We start from the raw sequence: 22,705 nt of genomic DNA, 5'->3' as shown, positions 1-22,705 counted from the left end.
TCTGAAACAGTAAAAGGAGATCGCAATGAGTAACACTAGTTTAAAACCTGCGGATATTATGCCATCACTAGTAGTGAGTGATGTTGATGAGAATAAGGTAGATTTAGTTGATAGAGTAAGTGACTCTCCCTGGAAAATGATTGTTGTTTATCGAGGCCAGCACTGCCCTAAATGTACTGCGCAACTTAACGAGCTTGCTAAAGTTCATAAAGACTTTAAAGATGCTGGTGTTGAAGTGGTTGCAGTAAGTGGTGATAGCCATGAGCAGCTTAATAAACATCTTGAAAAAATAGATATTAACTTTCCAATTTACTATGGTTTAACAATCGAACAAATGACCGATTTAGGGCTACATATCAGCGAGCCTCGCAGTGATGCAGAAACTGATCATCCATTTGCTGAGCCAGGCATTTTTGTACTTAATGGAAAAAATCAGCTTCAAATGGTCGATATATCAAACAGCCCATTTGTTCGTCCTGATTTAGAGCAACTGCTAGGTGGAATTAAGTTTTCTAGAGAAAACGACTACCCAATCCGAGGCACATTTATTAAATAACATTCATTTTCATGGTTTCAAAAGGCACTTTTTAGTGCCTTTTTTTATTTATTTTTAATTTTTTTAAAATTAATCTCTTGAAAACAATTTTACCGTCCATATATAGTTAAGTAGGACGCCTGATGGGTCCTAAATTAAACTTAAATAATTGAAATTTATATTATTAATTAAACTTTGCTTGAGCTTGTTCAATAGAAAAGCACATGCAAAATATCGCTTAAATATGAGGATATTATTATGCGTACAGTAGACTTATCACCACTTTATCGTTCATTTATCGGCTTCGAACATTTAGCATCACTTATGGATGCGGCAGCTAATACAGATAAGCAGCCAAGTTTTCCTCCTTACAACATAGAAGCACTCGATAAAGACAAATACAGAATCACTATGGCCGTTGCCGGTTTTAGCGATAACGAATTAACCATTGAGTCAGAAAATAACACATTAAAAGTTACAGGTACTAAAGCAAATAAAGATGAAAACGCAGAGCGTAAATTTATTCATCAAGGTATTGCTGAGCGTAACTTCGAACGTAAATTCCAGTTAGGAGATCATGTAAAAGTACTTGGCGCAGATTTAGCCAATGGCTTACTAAGTATCGACTTAGAACGTGAAATCCCTGAAGCGCTAAAACCACGTAAAATTGAAATTGGCAATAGCAATCTAATAGAAGGTAAATAATCTTCTAAAGTACATATTCCCCTGATTACTTAGCCGCCTCATTCGAGGCGGCTTTTTTGTTTACAGCGCTTCTAAATCATTGAGGTAGTAGGTTGCTTGTTGCAGCGTTTGTTCTTGGAGTGTTTTTTCTTGTTTATCCCAGTTTTTATATACCATACCAATACGTGGGTTCTTTTCTAGCCTGTCTCTGTGTTTATTCATGAAATGCCAGTACAGGCTATTTAGCGGGCAAGCTTTATCACCTACTTTTTGTTTTACATCGTACTGACAGCTTTTGCAGTAATCGCTCATCTTATTAATGTAGTTACCGCTTGCAGCATAAGGTTTAGTCGCAATTATTCCATCATCGGCAAACTGGCTCATTCCTCGGGTGTTGGGCATCTCTACCCACTCTATGGCATCGATATAAACACCTAGGTACCAGTTATCTACGTCATTAGGGTTTATTCCTGTAAGCATGCAAAAGTTTCCAATAACCATTAGGCGTTGAATATGGTGGGCATAAGCGGTTTCAAGGCTTTGTTTTAATGAGTGGCTTAGGCAATTCATTTTTGTAGAGCTGTTCCAAAAATAAGATGGTAGTGTGTTTTTGGCTTGTAATTGATTTTTAACAGCGTAGTCGGGCATGTTAATCCAATAAATGGCACGTACATATTCTCTCCAACCTAATATTTGCCTAGTAAAGCCCTCTACTTGCGAGAGGGATATTTCACTGGGTCTTTGTTCGTATTCTCTTATTACACGTTTGATTACATATAACGGGTGGAGTATTTTCGCGTTTAGGGCAAACGATAATCGGCTATGGTACAAGCTGGTATTATTTTTACTTTGATCTGTCATCGCATCTTGAAAGTGACCAAAGCAACTAAGTAAATGCTCGCAAAAGTATTCGAGAGATTCAATGGCTTGTTTTCTTGTTGTTGGCCACTCTAGTGAATGCTCATCTATTTGACCAAAATAAGCGACTTTATGCTTATTTAAACGGGAAATAATGCTGCTAACATCAGTATTGAATAACTTAGGCTCTGGGATATTTGCTAAGTCGTTTTTGGAAAATTTATTACGATTATTACTGTCAAAATTCCATTTGCCACCGGTTGGCTTAGTATCATCAACTAATATATTAAACTGCTTACGCATAGCACGATAGAAGTGCTCCATTGTTACATGCTTGTTTTTTGTAAAGCGTGTTTTTATATCGGTGAACGGTAATAAAAAATGTTCAGTATCTGTGGCAATTACATCAAATGAGCCATCACTTTTAAACTTAGCTAATTGAGACTTAAGCCTAAACTCATCAGGGTATTGATATTCAATAGTTTCGCATTGGTATTTATCGGCAATTCGCTTGAGTAATTCAATTAAATCTTTGTCGTCAGCGGTATCGTCAAGAGTTAAATGCAAAACATTAAAACCTGCCGTTTTTAATGCAGTCGCAAAGTTTTCCATAGCATTAAAAAAAGCACATAGTTTTTGAATGTGATGCTTAACGTAGTCGGTTTCTTGTTTTAATTCTGCGATGAGATAAAGCGTGTCGTCGTCTTTTTGTTTATACCATGAATGAGATGGGTTTAGCTGATCGCCTAGTATTAATCTAAGTGTTTTATGATGGGTCATAGTAAAGCCAAATTTTTTTATACGGGCATAGCTAATTAAACGATCGTTTTAATATTTTACAACAAGCAAATAGGAGTAAATAAGTGCGTAACGACAATAGTTTGCTGTTTTTAATGCTGGGGATTAGTTGTTTCTTGAGTTTAATAATAGATTAGTAAAACGAATATAGGCGGTAAATAACACAATACAGTGTGCTGTTAGCAATAGGGCAAAAAAGCTTAACCGCATATCAAGGCGTTTTTGACCATGGTGTTAAAATGAGTCTAATTAAGGGGAGATTAAGTAAATTAAGTCTCCCCCCAATTGAATATCTAAATTTTATTACTTTGCTTTTGCTGCATTCTTTGTTGTAACGAAACCACATTGGTAACGTTGAAAAGAACATTGCTTGCAAAGCTTTCAAAGTACCTAAGCGCTTTTTTCCAAGCGAACTGACTCTCAGTAGTAAAATGCTTACCAAGGTGCTCTTCAAGGGTTTCGTAAAAAGCGTTAGATAAAAGGGCAATGTCACTGTGTGAAGCGCCGCTTTTTTTTAGATACATTAAATGGTGAGCTAAAAAAGGAGCTACCGATGCTGGTTTATCTAAATGCTTAACAATTCGTTCTAACACGCAAAAGAGGGTAAAGCTCTTTTCGTTAAACTGTAAGGCCGTCGGGTAATTCATCTCAATACTAGATTGGGCTAATTTACTATGAAATTTAGCCGTAAACGCATGAAAGTTAGGCTTAATAATTGTTAAGTTATTTAATAATGCTGATTGTTGTTGATTCATTTTTATCTCGTTGCAGTGAGTAATAACTATTATTATCAAGTAGGAATAATGTTGATTATAGCGGGCAGTTCAAATTCTGCACGTTTTTTTAGTGTGAAAGTATGGCTTTTTATTATATCTATTTACTTTCTGGTAATTAGTGAGCCTTTAAAACGTATTTTAAGAGTTATTAAACTTCAGTTTATCTGATTTTTATCCTGAAATAATAAGCTACTACATTTTATGACTCAAGTATGGGAATTTTATAAAGTTGGCTGATTACTTATGTTACTTACATATACATTAAATTAGCATCTTGACGAATTGCAAATTTTATAAACTAATTGCGTATTATAGTTGCTAATTATCCTGTACATCCTTATAATAGCGGCCATTGTTTAGCGTGTTGTATAACAGCTAACAGCGATATTAAATTTAAGGTTTGATATCTATTGGCGCGGGATGGAGCAGTCTGGTAGCTCGTCGGGCTCATAACCCGAAGGTCGTCGGTTCAAATCCGGCTCCCGCAACCAATTCTACTAGTAGGTATTACCTTACTAATTTATATCGCGCATTCTAAGTAATGCGCGTTTTGCGTTTTAGGCTATGTAGTTTAATTAGGTCAGTTTACTGACTCGCAACCAAGCTTGGCCCTCGGCCACACAGTTTTATGCTTTATTGGTGTGACGCCCCGCTTGGTTCGGGGCGTTGTTGTATCTGCACCTTACGATTTGTGGCAATTGCTATCAAATTAAAATTTAAACTCAGTATTTTAGGGCTATAAGCCCTTTTTTTGTTTGTATGGAGGATTTTCGTGACAAAACTTGAACAAGATTTAGTAACCATGTTAACGCCTGCGGTAGAAATGTTAGGCTTTGAGTTGCATGGTCTTGAATTTGTACAAGCGGGTCGCCATTCTACCTTAAGAGTATATATTGCTCATGAGGATGGGATCTCAGTTGATAACTGTGCGGATGCCAGTCGCCAAATTAGTGCGATTTTAGACGTCGAAGACCCAATTACAAATGAATATGATTTGGAAGTATCGTCTCCTGGTGTTGATCGTCTATTATTCAAACAAGATCACTACGAGCAGGCGCAAGGAGAGGAAGTACGCGTGCGTACTAAACTTCCACAGGATGGTCGTCGTAATTTTAAAGGCGACTTAGTAGCAGTTAGCAGCGATATGATCACACTATCTAGCGATGGTGCAGAGCATCTGATCATGCTTAGTAACATCGAACGTGCGAATTTAATCGCGAAGTTTTAAATTCGAGTGCGAAGGAATAGGGCAAGCGAGGCATTACCCATGGCAAAAGAGATATTATTGGTTGCTGAAGCCGTTTCCAATGAGAAAGCGGTTCCAAAAGAAAAGATTTTTGAAGCTCTAGAGTTCGCTCTAGCGACAGCGACAAAGAAAAAACACGATGGCGAAATTGAAGTACGTGTAGCAATTGACCGTAAAACCGGTGATTACGATACGTTCCGTCGCTGGCAAATTGCCGCTGTATTAGAAGATGGTTCATTAGAGAACCCATACAGCGAAATCACTCTAGAAGCAGCACAGGTTGAAGAACCTGATTTGCAAATGGGTGATTATGTTGAAGAACAAATCGACTCAATCAAATTTGACCGTATTACAACACAAATGGCTAAGCAAGTTATCGTACAAAAAGTACGTGAAGCTGAGCGCGCTTTAGTTGTTGAAGCATACAAAGATCAAGAAGGCGAGCTGGTAACGGGTGTTGTTAAAAAAGCAACTCGCGATGCAATCGTACTTGATTTAGGTAACAACGCAGAAGCGGTAATTTACCGTGATGACATGTTGCCACGTGAAAACTTCCGCCCGGGTGATCGAATCCGTGGTCTTTTATATGAAGTTAAACCTGAAGCACGCGGTGCACAATTATTTGTAACGCGCTCTAAACCTGAAATGCTAATGGAATTATTCCGCATTGAGGTGCCAGAAATTGGCGAAGAGATGATTGAGTTACGTGCAGCTGCACGTGATCCAGGTTCACGCGCTAAAATTGCTGTTAAATCTAACGACAAACGCATTGATCCAATCGGTGCATGTGTTGGTATGCGTGGCGCACGAGTTCAAGCTGTATCGTCTGAGCTTGGTGGCGAACGTGTTGATATCGTACTTTACGATGACAACCCAGCACAATTTGTTATCAATGCAATGGCGCCAGCAGAAGTTGCTTCAATCGTAATGGATGAAGACACTCACTCAATGGATATCGCTGTAGAAGCCGATAACCTAGCGCAAGCAATTGGTCGTAATGGTCAGAATGTTCGTTTAGCAAGCCAATTAACTGGCTGGGAACTAAACGTAATGACTGTTGAAGACATGCGTACTAAAAATGAAGCTGAATCTGATAAGTTACTTAACTTATTCACTGAAAATTTAGATATAGATGATGAGTTTGCATCATTACTTATTAACGAAGGTTTCTCGACACTTGAAGAAGTGGCGTATGTACCTGCGTCTGAATTTTTAGAAATTGATGGTCTTGATGAAGAGACTGTAGATTTATTGCGTTCACGCGCAAAAGATGCATTGACAACTAAAGCACTTAAAACGGAAGAAAGCTTAGATGGCGCAGAGCCAGCTGAAGACTTACTTGCGCTTGAAGGCTTAGAGCGTCACTTAGCATTTGTTATGGCAAGCAAAGGTGTTGTTACACTTGAAGACTTGGCAGAGCAAGGTATTGACGAATTAGTTGATATCACAGAACTTTCATCTGAAAAAGCGGGTGAACTGATTATGGCTGCACGAAACATTTGTTGGTTTGCAGACGAGTAATTTATTAACGGAGGTATTACACACTATGGCAGAAGTAAATGTTGAAAAACTAGCCGGCGATATAGGTACAACTGTTGATAAATTGCTACAGCAGTTTTCACAAGCAGGTATCACTAAGCAAGCAACTGATAACGTAACAGAAGCTGAAAAAGCAACGTTACTTGATCATTTAAGCAAGCATCATGGTGGTACAGGTTCAGATGGCCCAGCGCGTATGACTTTACAACGTAAGAGCAAAAGCACATTAAGTGTGACTGGTTCTACGGGTAAAGCTAAAGATGTTCAAGTTGAAGTTCGCAAAACACGTACCTACGTGAAGAAAAGCGCAATGGAACAAGAACAAGAGCAAGCACGCTTAGCCGCTGAAGAAAAAGCCCGTCTTGAACAGCAACAAAAAGCTGAACAAGAAGCCGCAGAATTAAAAGCGAAACAAGAGGCAGAACGTAAAGCGAAAGAAGAAGCTGACCGTAAAGCCAAAGAAGAAGCTAAACGCAAAGCTGATGCAGAGCGTAAAGCGAAACAAAAGCAGATGACCCCAGAGCAAAGTGCTAAGTCTGAGAAAGATCGCATAGAAGCTGAGCGTCTGCAAAAAGAAGCAGAAGAGGCCGCATTGAAGAAAGCTGAAGAAGAAGCGAAACGTCAAGCAGAAGAGGCAAGAAAGCTAGCTGAAGAGAATTCAGCACGCTGGAAGAAAGAAGAAGAAGAACGTAAGAAACGCGAAGAAACAGCGGATCACCATCTTACGACTTCGACTTATGCACGTGAAGCAGAAGATGTTGCCGATGCTCGTGATGAGCAAGGCACTCGCCGTGCTAAGAAAAAGAAAAAAGCGCCAGCAAAAGATAAATTTGCAGCGTCAAGAGGCCGTAACAAGTCTAAATTAAAAGCACCAGCATCGCTGCAGCATGGTTTCCAAAAACCAACTGTTGATGTTAAAAATGAAGTGCGTATTAGCGAAACAATTACAGTAGCTGAGCTTGCATCACGCATGGCTGTTAAAGGCGCTGAAGTTGTTAAAACAATGATGAAAATGGGTGACATGGTTACTATTAACCAAGTGATCGACCAAGAAGCTGCACAACTAGTTGCAGAAGAAATGGGTCACAAGGTTATCATTGTTAAAGAAAACGAATTAGAGCAAACAGTACTTAACGACCGCCATGAAGATGGTAAGTCAGAGCCTCGAGCTCCAGTAGTAACTGTAATGGGTCACGTTGACCATGGTAAAACATCGACTCTAGATTACATTCGTTCTGCGAAGGTTGCTTCTGGCGAAGCCGGTGGTATTACACAGCATATCGGTGCATACCATGTTGATGTAAACGGCAATATGATTACCTTCTTAGATACTCCAGGACATGCTGCATTTACATCAATGCGTGCTCGTGGTGCTAAAGCGACAGATATCGTAATCTTAGTGGTTGCAGCAGATGATGGTGTTATGCCACAAACTAAAGAAGCGGTACAGCACGCACGTGCAGCTGGCGTTCCTTTAATCATTGCTGTAAACAAAATGGATAAAGAAGGCGCAGATCCAGATCGCGTTAAAAACGAACTAGCTCAGCTAGACGTTATCCCTGAAGAATGGGGCGGCGATACGCAGTACGTTCATATCTCAGCTAAAACTGGTCTAGGTATTGATGACCTTCTTGAAGCCGTACTTATGCAATCTGAGCTTTTAGAGCTTTCTGCCCCTACCGAAGGTATGGCTGCAGGTGTTGTTATTGAATCTCGTCTTGATAAAGGCCGTGGTCCAGTTGCATCAGTACTTGTTCAATCTGGTACGCTTAACCAAGGTGACATTGTATTATGTGGTCTTGAGTATGGCCGTGTTCGTGCAATGCGCGATGAAAACGGTAAAGACATCAAGTCGGCAGGTCCATCGATTCCAGTCGAGATTTTAGGTCTTTCTGGTATTCCAGCTGCGGGCGACGAAGCAACTGTAGTTAAAGATGAGCGTAAAGCGCGTGAAGTTGCTTTATACCGTCAAGGTAAGTTCCGCGATGTTAAACTAGCACGTCAACAAAAAGCTAAGCTTGAAAACATGTTTACTAACATGACTGAAGGTGATGTTTCTGAAGTTAACGTGGTACTTAAAGCAGACGTTCAAGGTTCTATCGAAGCAATCTCTGATTCACTAACTAAACTTTCTACTGATGAAGTGAAAGTGAAGATTGTAGGCTCTGGTGTTGGTGGTATTACTGAGACTGATGCGACACTAGCTGCAGCGTCTAACGCAATTGTAGTTGGCTTTAACGTTCGTGCTGATGCATCTGCTCGTAAAGTGATTGATACTGAAAACTTAGACCTTCGTTATTACAGCGTAATTTATGCCTTAATCGAAGAAGTTAAGCAAGCAATGTCAGGCATGCTAGCACCTGAGTTTAAACAAGAAATCATTGGTCTTGCGCAAGTTCGTGACGTATTCAAGTCTCCAAAAATTGGCGCAATTGCTGGTTGTATGGTTACTGAAGGTGTTATTAAACGTAGCGCTCCAATCCGTGTACTACGTGAAAACGTGGTTATCTATGAAGGTGAGCTTGAGTCACTTCGTCGCTTTAAAGACGATGTTGCTGATGTTCGTAACGGCATGGAATGTGGTATCGGCGTTAAGAACTACAATGACGTACGTGTTGGTGACCAAATCGAAGTATTTGAAACAGTTGAAGTACAACGTACTCTTTAATTGTTAGCTCGCTAAACTAATAAATGGGGGCTTAGCCCCCATTTGTGTATCCATTATTTAATTAGCTTATTATTAAATTTCAATAAGTTATGATTTTAGGACAAATGCAATGAGAGAATTTTCTCGCACTGATCGTGTTGCACAGCAAATCCAAAAAGAAATTGCTGTAATTTTACAACGCGAAATTAAAGATCCACGCTTAGGTATGGTGACAGTGTCAGCGGTAGAAGTATCGCGTGATTTATCTTATGCCAAAATTTTCATCACTGTGTTTAACACACAAGATGAAGATGCAGCTAAGCAAAGCGCTAAAGTACTTAATGAAGCAACGGGTTATATTCGCTCGTTACTTGGTAAGCGTATTCGTGCTCGTATAATGCCTGAGTTAAAGTTTGTAGTTGATAATTCACTGATGGAAGGTATGCGTATTTCTAATTTAGTGGATTCTATTATCCGCGAAGATAACGCAAAGCATGTCGATGAAGATGTAGAAAGTGTTGATGCTGATATTTCAGATAGTGAACAAAGTACTAAGCACGTAGAAGATACAGATAGCGAAGAAGGCACTGATACAGATGGCAAAGCGCAGTAAAGGCCGTGCAGTTGACGGTATTTTGTTGTTAAACAAACCGCAAGGCATTTCATCAAATAAAGCACTGCAGCAAGCGAAAGGTGTTTATTTTGCACAAAAAGCTGGCCACACTGGGGCTTTAGACCCGCTTGCTACAGGTATGCTGCCAATTTGTTTTGGTGAGGCGACTAAGTTTACGCAGTTTTTACTCGATACAGATAAAACCTATATTGTTCGTGCAAAACTGGGTGAGCGTACAACGACATCAGATTCTGATGGCGAAATCGTAAGCACGAAAGATGTGAATGTGACGCGTGAGCAGTTAACAAAAGAAATTGCAGCTTTTGTTGGTGAGTCAGATCAATATCCATCAATGTACTCAGCACTTAAGTATCAAGGTAGACCATTATATAAGTACGCACGAGAGGGTATTGAAGTCCCTCGTAAATGCAGAAAAATAAATGTGTTTAGCTTATCGTTTGACGAATTTGATGAACAAAACAACGTATTACAAATGACGGCTCATGTATCAAAAGGGACGTATATTCGTACAATCGTTGATGATTTGGGCGAAAACCTAGGGTGTGGCGCACACGTTATAATGCTTCACAGAACTGCTGTTGGTCAGTATCCGGCAGATAAAATGGTTTCGCTTGATGAAATTGAAGCGTTGCTTGCTAAAGCGAAAGCAGAAGAGCTTGCGCCTTCTACTTATTTAGACTCGTTGTTATTACCTATAGACACTGCTTTAACTGATTTACCTGTTATTGAAATTTCGAAAGAGCAGGGCAAAGTATTTAGTCATGGGCAAGCAGTCGAGTTACCAGAAGCTTTATCTGAGGGGGCAATTAAAGTTGTTGCGGATGGTGTGTTTATTGGTACTGGCGAGCGCAACTCAAGTGGCCATTTAAAGGTTAAACGTGGTCTTGCTAGCCAGCAAGATGATTACGTAAAGCCTGAATAAGCAATTAGTGTGCCCAGCAGTGGCTTATTAGTTGTAGATGGGAATAATTAACTTGTAGTTATTCCCACAGTTGGTAGAATACGCCGGCTTAATCGTTTTGGCTGAATTAGTGATCGGCTAAGACACCTTTTAAATTTAATTTTTGGAGTTACTATGTCACTAAGCAATCAAGAAAAAATCGATATCATTGCTAAATTTGCACGTGCAGAAGGCGATACAGGTTCATCAGAAGTACAAGTAGCATTACTTACTTATGATATCAACAAGCTTCAAGGTCACTTTGCTGATCACAAGCATGACTTCCACTCACGTCGTGGTCTGCTTCGTAAAGTAAGCACTCGCCGTAAACTACTTGATTACCTTAAAGGTAAAGATATCACTAGTTATACTGCACTAATCAAAGAACTTGGCCTACGTCGTTAAGAACTAGATTATAGAAATGGGAGCTTTTTAGCTCCTTTTTTTGTGCCTAAAATTTGTGTTTGAAAATAAAACAAATATATAAACTTATTGAATTATATTATAAAACTCTTATTTCATAGCTTATCAAGCATCGTTGTATTTACCCGCTCATTAGCCCAGCTTAAATCTAGTAGCTAGTGTGTGTTGACCTTTCGTGATTAATTTTGCAGCTGTATGTTTGGTCTTTAGGCAAGGCAGCGCCTATGTAGTGTGGTTATTCCCCATAAATAGGCGATAACGCAGCATAAATGCCAAACATGCGTTGCCCTGCGGGTTCATCCTAGGGGCGATTAACTCTTTGTTGCTCGATTTTGACTTAGCCCACTAGGTTACAAATCTCGCGCCGTGATTAAATCGCCCCTTGATTGAACAAATTTCAATCCACAAAGATCAACACACCCTAGACTCGCATTTTGAAGTAGCTTTGGTATATACTATGCGCGTAGGTAAAAAGGTTTATCTGCAATTATTCACATCATTGCCAATTGTAGTACTTAATTGATTTCCAACTGAATACAATTATGTACTGTAATTGGTACTTTGATGACAACTTATTAGAATACATTTAAGGAATATTTTAAGTGCAAGCAATTATTAAAGAATTCAAACTAGGTCAACATACAGTGACTCTAGAAACTGGTGCAATCGCTCGTCAAGCAGACGGCGCTGTACTTGCAAGCATTGGCGACACTTCAGTTTTAGTAACTGTTGTTGGTAAGCGTGAAGCACAACCTGGTCAAGACTTTTTCCCACTAACAGTTAACTACCAAGAGCGTATGTACGCTGCTGGTCGTATCCCTGGTGGTTTCTTAAAGCGTGAAGGCCGTCCTAACGATGGCGAAACTCTTATTGCACGTCTTATTGACCGTCCAATTCGTCCACTTTTCCCAAGCGGCTTTGTAAACGAAGTACAAGTTATTGCTACTGTTGTTTCTGTTAACCCTGAAATCCAACCTGATATGGTTGCGATGATTGGTACTTCAGCAGCACTTGCTATCTCTGGTATCCCGTTCAGTGGTCCAATTGGTGCATCTCGCGTTGGTTACATCAACGGCGAATACGTACTTAACCCTACACTAAAAGAGCTTGAAGAAAGCCAACTTGATTTAGTGGTAGCCGGTACTGATAAAGCGGTACTTATGGTTGAGTCAGAAGCTAACGTACTTGCAGAAGACGTAATGCTTGGCGCTGTTGTATATGGTCATGAGCAATCTCAAGCGATCATTACTGCAATCGAAGAATTTAAAGCGCAAGCAGGCAAGCCTACTTGGGATTGGACTGCACCTGAGAAAAATGTTGCATTAGAAGATAAAGTAGCAACTATTGCTGCTGAAAAAGTAGGCGCAGCTTACTTAATCACTGATAAAGTAGCGCGTAAAGAAGCTCTTGGTGAAGCTAAAGATGAAGTTGTTGCAGTATTAACAGCTGAACTTGCTGAAGGCGAGTCTTTAGACAAGCAAGAAATTGGCAAAATCTTCGGTTCACTTGAGAAGAAAATCGTTCGTGGCCGTATCGCTGCTGGCGAAAAACGTATCGATGGTCGTGAACCAGATATGATTCGTGCTCTAGACGTAATGACTGGCGTATTACCGCGTACTCACGGTTCTGCTATCTTTACACGTGGTGAAACTCAAGCGTTAGTAACAGCGACACTTGGTACAGAACGTGATTCACAGTTAATCGACGATTTAACTGGTACTCATAAAAACCACTTTATGCTTAACTACAACTTCCCTCCATTCTGTGTAGGTGAAACTGGTTTTGTTGGTTCTCCTAAGCGTCGTGAAATCGGCCATGGTAACCTTGCTAAGCGTGGTATTTCAGCTGTAATGCCTACACTTACTGAGTTCCCTTACTCAATCCGTGTAGTATCTGAAATTACTGAATCAAACGGTTCTTCTTCAATGGCGTCTGTTTGTGGTACTTCTCTAGCACTTATGAACGCGGGTGTACCAATTAAAGCATCTGTTGCCGGTATTGCGATGGGTCTAGTTAAAGAAGACGATAAATTCGTTGTTCTTTCTGACATTTTAGGTGATGAAGATCACTTAGGTGACATGGACTTTAAAGTTGCCGGTACTGCTGCAGGTATTACTGCACTTCAAATGGATATCAAAATCGAAGGTATCACTCAAGAAATCATGCAAATTGCGCTTAAACAAGCAAAAGCTGCACGTTTACATATCTTAGAAGTGATGGATGAAGCGATTTCTGCTCCTTCTGAAGAGCTATCAATGTTTGCTCCTCGCATATACACAATGAAAATCCCACAGAAGAAAATCGCTGAAGTTATTGGTAAAGGTGGCGCAACTATTCGTCAGCTTACTGAAGAAACTGGTACAACGATTGAAATCGGTGACGACGGTACAATTAAAATTGCCGCTACAGATGGCGAAAGTGCAGCTAATGCAATTAGCCGTATTGAGCAATTAACAGCTGAACTTGAAGTAGGTACTATCTACGAAGGTAAAGTTGTACGTATCGTAGACTTCGGTGCGTTTGTAAACATTCTTCCTGGCAAAGATGGTCTAGTACATATTTCTCAAATTAGTACTGAGCGCGTTAATAACGTGGCTGATCACCTTTCTGAAGGTCAAGAAGTTAAAGTTAAAGTACTAGAAGTAGATCGCCAAGGCCGTGTACGTCTAAGTATTAAAGAAGCAATGGAATCAGCAGCACCTGCAGCTGACGCGCCAACTGACGCGTAATTGCTAACTTATTAATCTAGTTATATTAGCTAGATAGTAAAAAAGGGGCTGTTTAGCCCCTTTTTTTATGCTTTAATGAAACCTTATTGGACAAGGTCTGTCTTATATTAATCGCGATATATCTTGGTATTAAGGATTTTAATGATACTCAAACATTTAGCTTTGGCATCTTTTGCTATTTTGTCTTTAAGCGCTTGCCAAACTACAACAGAATCAGAACCAACCCCGATTGTTAATGTGCCATTTACTGCACCTTTAGCTTCTGACTTTAGAAGTGAAATTGCTATTGCACGCTACTCAGAGCTATTAAATAGAGCCGACTTAAGCGAAGAGCAACAAGCTAAGCTTTATTACGACCGTGGTGTACTTTTTGATAGTCTAGGTATGACAACTCTTTCGCGTATTGATTTTAATCGCGCAGTAAAGCTTAAGCCTGATTTAGCTGAAGTGTATAATTTTTTAGGTATTCAACATACGCTTATGCAGCAGTATGAAAAAGCCTATGAGTTTTTCGATTCTGCCCTAGAACTTGATGAAGAGCATGAATACGCCTATTTAAATCGTGGTATCGCACTGTATTACGGCGACAGAGCAGGCCTTGCTAAAAATGATTTTAATGAATTTTTAGCTCGCTCTCCAAAAGATCCGTACCGAGTTTTATGGGTTTATTTAGCACAAGCACAAGAGGATAAAGCCGTTGCGCTTGATGCACTTAAACAAAATGCCACTGCGCTTGATGAATCACAATGGGCGTACCAGTTAATTTCTCTTTATACGGGGGATATGAGTGAACATGCATTTTTATCTGGCATTAGTGATGGTGTTAGAACTGAGCAAGAATATGCGCAGCGTTTATGCGAAGCTTATTTTTATTTAGCTAAAATGCATCAAGCAGCAGGTGAGCTGTATTTAGCATCAGACTACTTTAGGCTTGCGCTAGCAACTAATGTACACGAGTTTATTGAGTACAAATATGCGCGTTTAGAGCTTGAGTTGATGCAAGGTGTTGACGCAAGTTAAGCGTTTTAAATTAATAGGTGTATTACTATGTTGTTTGTTACTTACAGGCTCGAGTAATCACCTAGGCGCTATTGGCTTTTGGCATGTTTTAAACGCAAAAGCTAATGTGCTACAAAGTTATTGGAAATCACCTGGTTATTTTTCTGATCACTTAGAGCAGTTACCAAATACCTCTTTAGCTATACTCGCCCGCAGTAAAATTTCTTCAGCCCAATATATGTATTCTCTTAAGCTTATTAAAAGTAGTCAGAGCGATACTGCAAAACAATTTTGGCTCTCCGCTATAAATGACTTAACAATCCCAGAGCGTAAAATATTAGCAACAAAGTTACTTGAGCACTCACGTTGGAGCGATTTAAAGTTACTCGCTAGTAAAAACAAATTACCAGCAGGGGATGTGCTAAATCATCTAAAACTTCAGTTAAAAACACCACAGAGTAAAGTATCTAGTGAGTTTATCCACGCTCTTGGTTTTTCATCTTTAAGAAATATAAGCAAACCTAATAAGCAATGTATGTTTAACGTGCTGACTATGAGCGATCATCGTAGGGGCTTATATAAACTCACCGAGTTTATTAATGCTTATAATAAACAACCAGAGCCCCGTGAAAATATTTTTTGCTTTTCAAAACCAGTTTACGTTGCAGGTATGCTTGAGTGTAAAAGTAGCATTAATCAAATAGCAAAGTGTGACTGGCAATCAGCTAAACTCAATAACCAGCTTCCTAACAATTTTGATTTTATAGTAATGATGCCAAAAGATGGAACGGCTAATGTTACTAAAGGAACAATGCTAATAAACTCAAAAGCAAAATACAGTGTGTTTTTGCATGAGTTGATGCATTTTAACGGTTTTGAAGATGAATATGCTTTGCCTAAAACTAAACAAGCATGGTTGTGTGCAAAAACGGGTTTTGTGGCACCTAATTTATTTATTTCTCATGATGAGTCGCCCCCAATAGGATGGCATAAAGCAAAGAGTTGCCAGATAGGTGGTGTTGCATATAAACCTAGTGAAAATTGGTCTATTATGCAATATCAGCAGTTAGGGCTCTCGGCGCAGTATAGAGAGATTTGGTTGAAGCATTTAGATATGACCAATGGTAATTCTTATCGCCACTCCAGCGCGCTTACATTTGCAAATAAGGCCATATTAAATTAACAATTATCAGTATTAATTAATTGTTTTTGTAGGCTTAATAAATTGTTAGTTCATGTTTAAAAAACACCCATACAGAACCGCTTTTTATAGACAAAATCAGTGTTTTTCAGTATAACTATAGTCATTAATGTCGTTTAAAAACAGGCAGTAAAAGCATCCCTTAGTATTAAAAAGAGATGCCCTGATAAACTTATGATTATAAAAGGCCCTACATTATGACTTTGCTCTGGATACCCTTGTTATCCTTAATTGGCAGTGTTATTTCTGCATGCACAGGTAAGTTATCCCGCAATTTAAGCACTAGTTTAACGGCTCTTGCGCCTCTAACGGCTTTGGGAATAACTTTATACCATGCACCTGCAGTTTTAGCGGGCGAAACCATTCGTTACTCTTTCGCTTGGATCCCGTCAATAGGGCTCGACCTATCTCTGCGGTTAGACGGCCTCAGTTTATTGTTTATGTTTATGATTTTAGGCATAGGCTTGCTCGTTATTCTCTACACGCGTTACTACCTCAGTGCCAACGACTCAATGGCTAAGTTATATAGTTATTTAATGCTGTTTATGACCGCAATGCTTGGCATTGTTATGTCTAACAATGTTATTCAGCTGTGGTTGTTTTGGGAATTAACGAGCATCAGCTCATTTTTATTAATTAGTTTTTGGTGGCATAAGTCTGAAGCGCGAAAGGGTGCTCGTATGGCACTTGCTGTAACAGGTGCGGGCGGCTTAGCGTTACTTGCAGGCTTAATGCTATTAGGTGATATTGTTGGTAGTTATGACCTAGATGTTATCCTAGCGAGTAAAGCAATAATTCAATCTCACGATTTATACGAAGTAGCATTAGTATTGGTGCTATTGGGTGCGTTTACTAAATCGGCACAATTTCCATTTCATTTTTGGCTTCCTCATGCAATGGCAGCGCCTACGCCAGTGAGCGCGTATTTACATTCTGCAACCATGGTAAAAGCCGGTATATTTTTGTTAGCACGTTTTCATCCGGCTTTAGCTGGCACCGATACGTGGTTCCTGCTTGTTGGGTTAACAGGTTTAGCTACGCTGTTGTTTGGTGCTTATATAGCATTATTCAAACACGATTTAAAAGGATTGTTAGCCTACTCAACAATAAGCCATTTGGGTTTAATAACGCTATTACTCGGGCTTGATACTGAGCTTGCGACTGTTGCTGCTATATTTCATATAATTAACCATGCAACGTTTAAAGCGTCGTTATTTATGGCCGTTGGTATTATCGATCATGAAACAGGCACGCGCGATATGCGTAAATTAAATGGTATGTGGCGATACTTACCATACACTGCAACGCTTGCAATGGTCGCGGCGGCTGCAATGGCAGGGGTTCCATTACTTAATGGCTTCTTGTCTAAAGAGATGTTTTTTGCAGAAACGCTGCATCAGCAAGTGCTTGGTTCTATGTCGTGGTTAATTCCAGTACTGGCAACGGTTGCAGGCGCATTAGCTGTTGCGTACTCCGCACGCTTTATTCATGACGTGTTCTTTAATGGTGAGCCAATCGATTTACCTCGCACGCCGCACGAACCGCCACGTTATATGCGAGTACCAATAGAAATATTAGTTGTGATTTGTTTGCTAGTGGGTATGTTCCCACACTTTACAATTGATGGCATTTTATCTGCGGCCTCTTTAGCTGTACTTGGAAAAGAAATGCCAGTTTACGAATTGGCTATTTGGCACGGGTTTAACTTGCCTCTATTAATGAGTGCAATGGCGATTGCTGGCGGTTTATTTATTTATATTAATCGTAAATATTTATTTCAGTTTCAAGCGTCATTACCACCTTTAAACGCTAAAAAAACCTTTGAACGTGTAATTTTAAGTGTTGTTGCTTGGTGTCAGTCAAAGGTAAGCAGTATCGAAAATGGATCGCTGCAGCGCTACCTAGTAATTATGTTAGCGGTAGTCTTACTGTGTGCCGGTTGGCCATTATTTGAAATGCAACAACTTGCAGGCAGCATGCCACTCACTCCTGTTGATGTGCACAATGCAATTGGTGCGGGCTTATTGATTATTGGTGCTCTTGCTACCGTTATTTGGCATCGCTCTCGAATGGTATCGTTGTTAATGCTCTCAATCGTAGGGTTAATGGTATCGGTTGTATTCACACGCTTTTCTGCTCCTGATTTAGCACTTACACAGCTAACTGTTGAGGTTGTTACTATTATTTTACTTATGCTGGCATTGTTTTTCTTACCCCAGCATACGCCAAAAGAATCAAGTTCATTACGCGTACTTCGAGATTTAGGAATTGCCTCTACGTTAGGTGTAGTTATAGCGAGTATCTGTTATGCATTACTTACACGTCCATTAGATTCAATCTCAGACTTCTTTATTGCTAACGCTAAAATTGGTGGCGGTGGTACTAATGTAGTTAACGTTATTTTAGTCGACTTTAGGGGCTTTGATACGCTTGGTGAAATTACCGTATTAGGCATTGCCGCATTAGGTATATTTAAAGTACTTTCTCGAATCCCATTATTTATGCCAGCAAGTGACAGTGAAGGGCGCCCATGGGCACGAGAGCGCCATCCAATATTACTGGCGAGTATTTCACAAAGTTTATTACCGCTTGCGTTATTGGTTTCTGCATATATTTTCTTACGCGGGCATAACTTACCTGGTGGTGGCTTTATTGCAGGACTGGTAACATCAATCGCGTTTATTTTGCAATACATGGCGCATGGTACAGCATGGATAAACGGACGTTTTGATGTTAATTATCGCAAAATTATAGCTTCAGGCATTGGTATTTCTTTGTTTACAGGTGTGGGTAGTTGGTTCTTTGATAAGCCATTTTTAACAACTTGGTTTGACTACTTTGATATTCCGTTTGTCGGTAAAACAGAGCTTGCCAGCGCGATTGCATTTGACCTAGGTGTTTACTTAACTGTTGTAGGCGCTACGTTAATGATTTTAGCAAGCTTAGGTAATATGACGGCAGATACCCAGAAAAAAGAGGTAAATATTTAATGGAATTATTGTACGCATCTTGCGTTGGAGTATTGGTCAGTTGCGGTGTGTTTTTACTGCTAAGAGCTCGTACGTTCCCTGTAGTACTTGGGCTTACTATGATTTCATACGCTGTTAACTTATTTTTATTTTCAGCAGGTCGCCTTACTATTAATAAAGCGGTAGTACTTGGTACTGGTACAGAATACGCCGATCCATTACCTCAAGCTTTAGTGCTTACAGCTATTGTTATTGGTTTTGCGATGACCGCATTCGTGGTTATTTTGGCAATACGTGGACGCGCCGATTTAGGTAGCGACCATGTTGATGGTTATGTGCCTAACACCTCGGCAGATAATAAGGAGCAAAAATGATCCAACATTTAGCTTCGCTACCTATTTTATTACCTATGCTGACGGCCGTTATTTTATTGCTGCCGCCGTGTGGTAAAAGCGTCAAAATTCGCCGCTTAGTTTCAATTGTAATGGCAATAGCTACTTTTGCCATTAGTGTGCTTTTACTTGTACATATTAATAATACAGGTATTAATGTTTACGCTATTGGTAGTTGGTCTGCACCATTTGGGATAGTCTTAGTAGCCGATATGTTGTCTACCTTATTGGTTACGTTAACTTCATTTTTAGGTTTGGGCGCTATTTTATATGGTAGTGCTGGCGATGATGAAAAGGGCAGCTTTTATCATCCACTTGTCCACTTTTTAATATTGGGTGTAAATGGTGCGTTTTTAACTGGCGATTTATTTAATCTATTTGTATTTTTTGAAGTGCTACTGATTGCATCTTATGCATTGTTAATGCACGCAGGTGATAAACAAAACACCCGTGCTGCGCTGCAATATGTAATATTAAATTTAGTTGGCTCAAGTGTATTTTTAATCGGTTTGGGTATTTTGTACGGTGTACTTGGTACGCTCAATATTGCAGATATGACGCAAAAGGTATCACTACTTACAGGTGATGATGTATACCTAGCAAAAGCAGGTGGCTTACTACTATTAATAGTATTTGCTTTAAAAGGCGCACTATTACCTCTGCATTTATGGCTTCCAAATACTTACGCAAGTGCTAAACCTGTGGTTGCTGCATTGTTTGCGATTATGACCAAAGTAGGCGTTTACGCTATGCTTCGTGTTTATACGGTGATATTTGGTGAACAAGCCGGAGCGCTTGAACACATGGCCCAGCCTTGGCTTTGGGGCTTAGCAATTGCGACCATTATAGTAGGTGCAATTGGTGTGATGGCTGCACAAGACTTACGTAAACTCACCTCTAACTTAGTATTAGTATCGGTAGGTACGCTGGTTGCGCTAATAGCATTGCAAAATGTAAATGCCACTGCTGCACTTTTATATTATTTAGTGCATTCAACACTTGTTAGTGCCGCACTATTTTTACTAGCAGACTTAGTTTCAATCCAGCGCGGTAAAGTTGGCGATAGACTAGTAGCTGGTCGCTCTGTAAAACAGCCATTTTTATTAGGTGTGTGCTTTATTATTGCGTCCTTAACGGTAGTTGGTATGCCACCACTGTCAGGCTTTGTAGGTAAAATTTGGATACTTAAAGCGACATTAAATAGTGAGCAAGCTTTACTATTTTGGCCAGTATATTTAGTAACAAGTTTTGCGTTGTTAGTAGCGCTTTCGCGCGCTGGCACAACTTTGTTCTGGGAGCATAGAAGCAAAAATAGCGAAAATGCCGATTGTGCAAGTGCACATCCGTTGCAGGTAACAGTAATTATAGCTTTACTTGCATGTTCGCCATTGCTCGTTATTTTGGGCGGACCAATAAGTGAATATATGCTAAATGCTGCTACTCAGTTACATGATCTAAGCGGCGGTATTAATGCTGTACTTAAAGGAGGCATGTGATGAGATTACAAGCCCGTTTTCGTTGGTTACCAACGCCATTTCGTAGCTTATTTTTGTTTATGGTTTGGTTATTGTTAAACAATAGCGTATCGGTAGGGCACTTAGTATTAGCGACTATTTTTGCGATACTTATCCCTATTCTAAGTTTTTCGTTTCGAGACCCTCAGCCACTGATTTTAAAGCCAGGCTTGGCGCTTAAGCAGTTACTTATAGTGCTGTACGATATTGTTGTTGCAAATTTACAAGTGGCTTTACTTATACTTGGACCATCAAAAAAATTGCGTCCGGCCTTTATAAAAGTTCCTATAGATTTAACACACGACATGCCAATTACTATATTGGCTAGTTGTGTATCGCTTACACCTGGTACTGTGAGTGCAGAGGTTTATCCAATTGCTGAGTCGCTACCTGAAGGTGAAGAGCCAACGCAACGCTACTTACTGATACATGTGCTTGATCTTAAAGATGAAGAAGCACTTATCAAACAAATAAAACAACGCTACGAAGCTCCACTAAAGGAGATATTTCAATGTTAGACACCATATTACTCATTGTTTTTTCGATGATTGGCTTATCATTATTGCTTAATTTATGGCGATTGATCATCGGTCCGTCAGTGCCTGACCGTGTTTTAGCGCTCGATACTATGTACATTAACGTCATCGCACTGATTATTTTATACAGCATTAGTATGGATACAGGGCTTTATTTTGAAGCTGCACTGCTTATTGCCATGCTAGGTTTTATAAGTACGGTTGCAGTGTGTAAGTATTTACTACGTGGCGATATAATTGAATAAGGTGAAAACATGATCAGCGAATGGGTTGTATCAATATTATTGTTATTTGGTGGTACGTTTATTTTAATTGGCTCAATAGGTTTAATTAAACTACCTGACTTTTTTATGCGTTTACATGGGCCAACTAAAGCAACCACGTTGGGCATGGCGAGTATGTTAATTGCTGCTATGGTTTATTTTGCAAATTCAGGGCATGGCCTAAGTGTTAAAGAAATACTCATCACTATATTTTTACTAATTACGGCACCGATTAGTGGTTACATGCTAATAAAGTCAGCTATTCATCATAAGCTAAAAGCCAAAGAAGGCACTAAAGGCCTAGATAATGTAGAAGACGACTAACGCAAAAATTAATTTATAAAAGGCCGAATAAGTTCATTTTATTCGGCCTTTTTAATGATTGCTTGTACCCTTTACAATACAAATTATTCATGTGACTATAAATCCATTATTTATATGAAAGGATATTATTATGGGTAAGGTACTACTTTTATCATTGCTAATTTTTTCTAGTAGTTTATATGCTGAACAAAGTACTAAGCAGCAAAAAATAGATGAACTCATTAATGTAATGAATTTAGATTCAATGGTTGACTCTATGTACGGCCAGGTTGAAGGTATGATGAAAGGCATGTCAGACCAAATGGGCGTTAAGCCTTCTGAACAGGCAATTTTTGATAAATACTACAGCGACATGACGACGGTATTAAAAACTGAAATGAGCTGGGCCAAAATGCAGCCGATGATGATTAGCGTGTACGACAAACATTTTAGTGAGCAAGAAATTGCCGATATGCTAGCGTTTTATAAAACAGATACAGGGCAAAAAATACTTGAAAAAATGCCTGTTGTAATGCAAGAGTCTATGCAAATGTCACAAAGCTTAATGAAAGATGCTATGCCTAAAATACAAACTTTAGCGCAGCAACTAAGCGACGAATTAGAGCAAAGCCGTAGCGAATCAAACTAGGGCAGCGCATGTTTGGTATTTATGCTGCGTTATCGCCTATTTATGGAGAATAACCACACTACATAGGCTC

The 22,705-nt window shown here is 39.5% G+C and carries 20 protein-coding genes and 1 tRNA gene; 19 read left to right on the top strand and 2 right to left on the bottom strand.

What is annotated here, in order from left to right:
* The first annotated feature begins 25 nt into the window (after positions 1 to 25).
* Both JG479_RS11140 and JG479_RS11135 read left to right on the top strand, forming a co-directional pair.
* Positions 26 to 556: a peroxiredoxin-like family protein gene (locus JG479_RS11140; protein WP_200219321.1), complete on the top strand. Its 531-nt coding sequence runs from the start codon at positions 26 to 28 to the stop codon at positions 554 to 556.
* Between the two features lie 237 nt (positions 557 to 793).
* A complete protein-coding gene (locus tag JG479_RS11135; RefSeq protein ID WP_024595972.1) occupies positions 794 to 1,240 on the top strand; it encodes an Hsp20 family protein in 447 nt (148 codons plus the stop codon).
* A gap of 60 nt (positions 1,241 to 1,300) precedes the next feature.
* Here the strand turns inward: JG479_RS11135 and JG479_RS11130 are convergent, their stop codons facing one another.
* Positions 1,301 to 2,857: a cryptochrome/photolyase family protein gene (locus tag JG479_RS11130; RefSeq protein WP_200219318.1), complete on the bottom strand. Its 1,557-nt coding sequence runs from the start codon at positions 2,855 to 2,857 to the stop codon at positions 1,301 to 1,303.
* Positions 2,858 to 3,168: 311 nt separating this feature from the next.
* On the bottom strand, positions 3,169 to 3,630 hold the full coding sequence (locus tag JG479_RS11125) for a globin domain-containing protein (RefSeq protein WP_200219309.1): 462 nt from the start codon (positions 3,628 to 3,630) through the stop codon (positions 3,169 to 3,171).
* Positions 3,631 to 4,065: 435 nt separating this feature from the next.
* Here JG479_RS11125 and JG479_RS11120 point away from each other — a divergent pair.
* The 17 genes from JG479_RS11120 to JG479_RS11040 all read left to right on the top strand — a co-directional run bounded on the left by JG479_RS11120 (position 4,066) and on the right by JG479_RS11040 (position 22,635).
* Positions 4,066 to 4,142, top strand: a tRNA-Met gene (locus JG479_RS11120).
* 281 nt (positions 4,143 to 4,423) lie between these two features.
* On the top strand, positions 4,424 to 4,879 hold the full coding sequence (gene rimP / locus JG479_RS11115) for a ribosome maturation factor RimP (RefSeq protein WP_002958482.1): 456 nt from the start codon (positions 4,424 to 4,426) through the stop codon (positions 4,877 to 4,879).
* A gap of 39 nt (positions 4,880 to 4,918) precedes the next feature.
* Positions 4,919 to 6,418, top strand: coding sequence for a transcription termination factor NusA (gene nusA, locus JG479_RS11110; RefSeq protein WP_002958483.1), 1,500 nt, complete (start codon positions 4,919 to 4,921; stop codon positions 6,416 to 6,418).
* A 25-nt stretch (positions 6,419 to 6,443) separates the two neighbouring features.
* Positions 6,444 to 9,104, top strand: coding sequence for a translation initiation factor IF-2 (gene infB / locus JG479_RS11105; RefSeq protein ID WP_002958484.1), 2,661 nt, complete (start codon positions 6,444 to 6,446; stop codon positions 9,102 to 9,104).
* Positions 9,105 to 9,213: 109 nt separating this feature from the next.
* Entirely contained in the window at positions 9,214 to 9,696 is a 483-nt protein-coding gene (gene rbfA / locus JG479_RS11100; protein WP_002958487.1) for a 30S ribosome-binding factor RbfA, read from the top strand.
* Entirely contained in the window at positions 9,680 to 10,639 is a 960-nt protein-coding gene (gene truB, locus JG479_RS11095; RefSeq protein ID WP_200219306.1) for a tRNA pseudouridine(55) synthase TruB, read from the top strand. Before rbfA ends, truB begins: the two co-directional genes overlap by 17 nt.
* A gap of 153 nt (positions 10,640 to 10,792) precedes the next feature.
* A complete protein-coding gene (rpsO, locus tag JG479_RS11090; protein ID WP_002958490.1) occupies positions 10,793 to 11,062 on the top strand; it encodes a 30S ribosomal protein S15 in 270 nt (89 codons plus the stop codon).
* Positions 11,063 to 11,682: 620 nt separating this feature from the next.
* On the top strand, positions 11,683 to 13,809 hold the full coding sequence (gene pnp, locus JG479_RS11085; RefSeq protein ID WP_002958491.1) for a polyribonucleotide nucleotidyltransferase: 2,127 nt from the start codon (positions 11,683 to 11,685) through the stop codon (positions 13,807 to 13,809).
* 141 nt (positions 13,810 to 13,950) lie between these two features.
* On the top strand, positions 13,951 to 14,829 hold the full coding sequence (gene nlpI / locus JG479_RS11080) for a lipoprotein NlpI (protein WP_002958493.1): 879 nt from the start codon (positions 13,951 to 13,953) through the stop codon (positions 14,827 to 14,829).
* Positions 14,816 to 15,991 carry a hypothetical protein gene (locus JG479_RS11075; RefSeq protein WP_200220338.1) on the top strand — a complete coding sequence of 392 codons (1,176 nt, stop codon included), beginning with the start codon at positions 14,816 to 14,818 and terminating at the stop codon, positions 15,989 to 15,991. Before nlpI ends, JG479_RS11075 begins: the two co-directional genes overlap by 14 nt.
* 215 nt (positions 15,992 to 16,206) lie before the next feature.
* Positions 16,207 to 18,999, top strand: a complete 2,793-nt coding sequence (locus JG479_RS11070; protein ID WP_024603510.1) for a monovalent cation/H+ antiporter subunit A — start codon at positions 16,207 to 16,209, stop codon at positions 18,997 to 18,999.
* Positions 18,999 to 19,352, top strand: coding sequence for a Na+/H+ antiporter subunit C (locus JG479_RS11065; protein WP_010554685.1), 354 nt, complete (start codon positions 18,999 to 19,001; stop codon positions 19,350 to 19,352). Before JG479_RS11070 ends, JG479_RS11065 begins: the two co-directional genes overlap by 1 nt.
* Positions 19,349 to 20,866, top strand: a complete 1,518-nt coding sequence (locus tag JG479_RS11060; RefSeq protein WP_039489298.1) for a monovalent cation/H+ antiporter subunit D — start codon at positions 19,349 to 19,351, stop codon at positions 20,864 to 20,866. Before JG479_RS11065 ends, JG479_RS11060 begins: the two co-directional genes overlap by 4 nt.
* Positions 20,866 to 21,402 (top strand): Na+/H+ antiporter subunit E, encoded by a 537-nt coding sequence (locus JG479_RS11055; protein ID WP_002958499.1) that lies wholly within the window; start codon positions 20,866 to 20,868, stop codon positions 21,400 to 21,402. Before JG479_RS11060 ends, JG479_RS11055 begins: the two co-directional genes overlap by 1 nt.
* The gene (locus tag JG479_RS11050) at positions 21,396 to 21,665 is read left to right on the top strand and encodes a K+/H+ antiporter subunit F (protein WP_182671315.1); all 270 of its coding nucleotides are present in this window, start codon (positions 21,396 to 21,398) and stop codon (positions 21,663 to 21,665) included. The genes JG479_RS11055 and JG479_RS11050 overlap by 7 nt, the downstream gene beginning before the upstream one ends.
* A 9-nt stretch (positions 21,666 to 21,674) precedes the next feature.
* Positions 21,675 to 22,007 (top strand): Na+/H+ antiporter subunit G, encoded by a 333-nt coding sequence (locus tag JG479_RS11045; RefSeq protein WP_007378492.1) that lies wholly within the window; start codon positions 21,675 to 21,677, stop codon positions 22,005 to 22,007.
* A gap of 130 nt (positions 22,008 to 22,137) precedes the next feature.
* Positions 22,138 to 22,635 carry a DUF2059 domain-containing protein gene (locus JG479_RS11040; RefSeq protein ID WP_138489408.1) on the top strand — a complete coding sequence of 166 codons (498 nt, stop codon included), beginning with the start codon at positions 22,138 to 22,140 and terminating at the stop codon, positions 22,633 to 22,635.
* Positions 22,636 to 22,705 lie beyond the last annotated feature (70 nt).

Origin of the sequence: Pseudoalteromonas sp. LC2018020214 (genome assembly GCF_016598755.1) — a bacterium.
Taxonomy (GTDB): Bacteria; Pseudomonadota; Gammaproteobacteria; order Enterobacterales; family Alteromonadaceae; genus Pseudoalteromonas; species Pseudoalteromonas distincta.
Note: the sequence above shows the minus strand (reverse complement) of the source record. Positions and strands in the feature narration are given on the sequence as shown.

What these genes read in the sequence shown, in the direction of transcription:
- JG479_RS11140 (WP_200219321.1), top strand. Translation starts at nt 26, where the DNA reads ATGAGTAACACTAGTTTAAAACCTGCGGATATTATGCCATCACTAGTA.
- JG479_RS11135 (WP_024595972.1), top strand. Translation starts at nt 794, where the DNA reads ATGCGTACAGTAGACTTATCACCACTTTATCGTTCATTTATCGGCTTC.
- JG479_RS11130 (WP_200219318.1), bottom strand. Translation starts at nt 2,857, where the DNA reads ATGACCCATCATAAAACACTTAGATTAATACTAGGCGATCAGCTAAAC.
- JG479_RS11125 (WP_200219309.1), bottom strand. Translation starts at nt 3,630, where the DNA reads ATGAATCAACAACAATCAGCATTATTAAATAACTTAACAATTATTAAG.
- nusA (WP_002958483.1), top strand. Translation starts at nt 4,919, where the DNA reads ATGGCAAAAGAGATATTATTGGTTGCTGAAGCCGTTTCCAATGAGAAA.
- infB (WP_002958484.1), top strand. Translation starts at nt 6,444, where the DNA reads ATGGCAGAAGTAAATGTTGAAAAACTAGCCGGCGATATAGGTACAACT.
- rbfA (WP_002958487.1), top strand. Translation starts at nt 9,214, where the DNA reads ATGAGAGAATTTTCTCGCACTGATCGTGTTGCACAGCAAATCCAAAAA.
- truB (WP_200219306.1), top strand. Translation starts at nt 9,680, where the DNA reads ATGGCAAAGCGCAGTAAAGGCCGTGCAGTTGACGGTATTTTGTTGTTA.
- rpsO (WP_002958490.1), top strand. Translation starts at nt 10,793, where the DNA reads ATGTCACTAAGCAATCAAGAAAAAATCGATATCATTGCTAAATTTGCA.
- nlpI (WP_002958493.1), top strand. Translation starts at nt 13,951, where the DNA reads ATGATACTCAAACATTTAGCTTTGGCATCTTTTGCTATTTTGTCTTTA.
- JG479_RS11070 (WP_024603510.1), top strand. Translation starts at nt 16,207, where the DNA reads ATGACTTTGCTCTGGATACCCTTGTTATCCTTAATTGGCAGTGTTATT.
- JG479_RS11065 (WP_010554685.1), top strand. Translation starts at nt 18,999, where the DNA reads ATGGAATTATTGTACGCATCTTGCGTTGGAGTATTGGTCAGTTGCGGT.
- JG479_RS11060 (WP_039489298.1), top strand. Translation starts at nt 19,349, where the DNA reads ATGATCCAACATTTAGCTTCGCTACCTATTTTATTACCTATGCTGACG.
- JG479_RS11055 (WP_002958499.1), top strand. Translation starts at nt 20,866, where the DNA reads ATGAGATTACAAGCCCGTTTTCGTTGGTTACCAACGCCATTTCGTAGC.
- JG479_RS11050 (WP_182671315.1), top strand. Translation starts at nt 21,396, where the DNA reads ATGTTAGACACCATATTACTCATTGTTTTTTCGATGATTGGCTTATCA.
- JG479_RS11045 (WP_007378492.1), top strand. Translation starts at nt 21,675, where the DNA reads ATGATCAGCGAATGGGTTGTATCAATATTATTGTTATTTGGTGGTACG.
- JG479_RS11040 (WP_138489408.1), top strand. Translation starts at nt 22,138, where the DNA reads ATGGGTAAGGTACTACTTTTATCATTGCTAATTTTTTCTAGTAGTTTA.